Raw genomic sequence first — 2,149 nt, 5'->3', positions numbered from 1 at the left:
GTGGTCGCCGCGGGAGATTGTAAAGAGGGTTGGCGCCAACCCTCTTAACTCGGACGTATTCACCGTATAGAAATAACCGCAAAACAGCAAACGTCCGAAACTCAAACAACCAAAAAATAAAGAACTAAAAAATTTTGAGGAGAGGGGGTTTTAAAGCCAAAATCCCCCTAAAGTTTCTTCGAAATAGGTTTTAAGGGCGTAATTAAAACATAAAATTACATTAAACTTTACAAAAATTAACAATTAAACAGCCAAAATAAGTTGCATGGTTTTTTGCAATCACTATACTTTTATAGCATATTTATACGAATGGACAAATTTTATGCCGGCAGGTATAAAATTGTAAATAAATCATTAATTTAATTGACAGGAGTGTCGGATATGGGTTATAATTTACAACACCAAACACCAAACACCAAACCTGCCCAACCTATAATTTAACGTTAGTAAAGTTAAGCACGCACGGCTTATTATCTCACTACAATTTATTTTTCCAACAAATTTGGCAAGGGTTTTCAACATTTCTTAGTTTAGCCTTTTTATCTCGGCAAATGGTTTTGGTATTAACCGCGGTTGTTTTACAGTCTATCTCTTTTTCTAATTATGCATTAACCACTAAAACGACCAATATTATTCAAGGTTCAGCGCCTTATTTAACCTTTGATGGTGGTCTTACCCGGGCGACAAATAGCGAAGCCCTAGTCGGGATATACCTTTCTGATGGTAGAACATTTACTCCGACAACCAATGATTCGAGTTTTGACAATCCTATCGTTTTACCTGTTGCTGGTCAGAGTTTTAATGATATTGGTATGTTTATACCAACGAATACTGATTCTGTTGAATTAACTTCAGTTATTGGTCCGCCCAATAATTATTGGGGTGATGATGATGGCGATGGTCAGGGTACTAATGATATAACCGCTACCGGTAATTTAAGCTTATCTATTGTTGATAAATTGAATCATGCTGTATCTCATAATGAAGTGCTGACTAATTGTAATTCGCCATATAAATTAACCTTATCAAATACTGAAGGTATATTAAAAACACGTTATGGTGTGCCTAATGAAAGTCGTTTTACGGCAGGTAATGCCACTTATTATATTAAACCTAAGGCAGCGCCAGAGATTTGTTTTGCTAAACCTAGCATGGAATTCGGTGGCACAGGTTATAAACCTGAACTGTCTGCTGGCCCTGCTGACATATGGAACCTTGATAGAGGTTTTCTAACACAGTCAGTTACACCATCGTCTTATGGTTTAAACTTCCCAACTACAGGTGCTAATGGTTTGTATTTTGATTTAGAGATAGGTGGTAATAATCAGGACTTATATTGGGAGCCAGTTACGCATAGCGGAATTACGGCAACGATGACATCTTCAACAAAGACCAGTGTTCATGTTACTCTAACAGGTCCTGCCGTTACAGACTCTGAGCAACAGCGTTCAGATAATCCAGATGAAATCGATAAACCCTCTTTGCCGCAGACATTTGAGCTAGTTGGTCGTGATAGCAGTGGTAATGCGGTGGTCAAGTATGGTTTTGTGTTAAAGTTGTGGTTCGTCAATCGTGGTAAGGGTATGTACACTTATTCAAATGTATCATCATGGTGTACAAAAATTGGTTATCAGATACCTTATTTAGGTCATGTAACTAATTCGGATTGTAAGGGAGATGGTGTAGGTGTTCATTGTCTAGATATGCATTCTTTTGTTAATCATAGAAAGCCGATATCACATAATAATTCATATATGCGTGACATTGACGAAGGATTCTTCGCGGAATGGGGGAACATGGCCAATTACACTGGTGCCAATTTCGTGTCCAGGTATTATTGGGTGAAAGGTGTAATTGGAAGTCCACCTGTTGCGCAGGCTACAGTGGGGGCGGACAGCGGTTTTATGGAACGCTATCATCTTAGTATTAATGAGGTCGAGTACGGGTTTTGCTCCTATCCTCTTTTTTCATTTCCTGATCGCTAGGTATATGAAAAGAAAGGTTAGGACATTAAACAATCATTGCCTTGCCAAGGCAATGGCGCTGGAAAAGAGGGCGATAAGGGACATTCGCAATGTGCTGACAACTGAGAGAGGTTAGCATGGCAAACAGGGATGTTTGCCAAGGCGGTGCTTTGTCAGGAACAAAT

The 2,149-nt window shown here is 38.9% G+C and carries 1 protein-coding gene; it reads left to right on the top strand.

Translation table 11 applies throughout. The features are described 5' to 3' along the window. The first annotated feature begins 551 nt into the window (after positions 1-551). Entirely contained in the window at positions 552-1,985 is a 1,434-nt protein-coding gene (locus tag H3U97_RS11335) for a hypothetical protein (RefSeq protein WP_198199006.1), read from the top strand. Positions 1,986-2,149 lie beyond the last annotated feature (164 nt).

This window comes from Gilliamella sp. W8128, assembly GCF_016100545.1.
Taxonomy (GTDB): domain Bacteria; phylum Pseudomonadota; class Gammaproteobacteria; order Enterobacterales; family Orbaceae; genus Gilliamella; species Gilliamella apis.
This window is presented reverse-complemented; position numbering and strand designations above follow the sequence as displayed.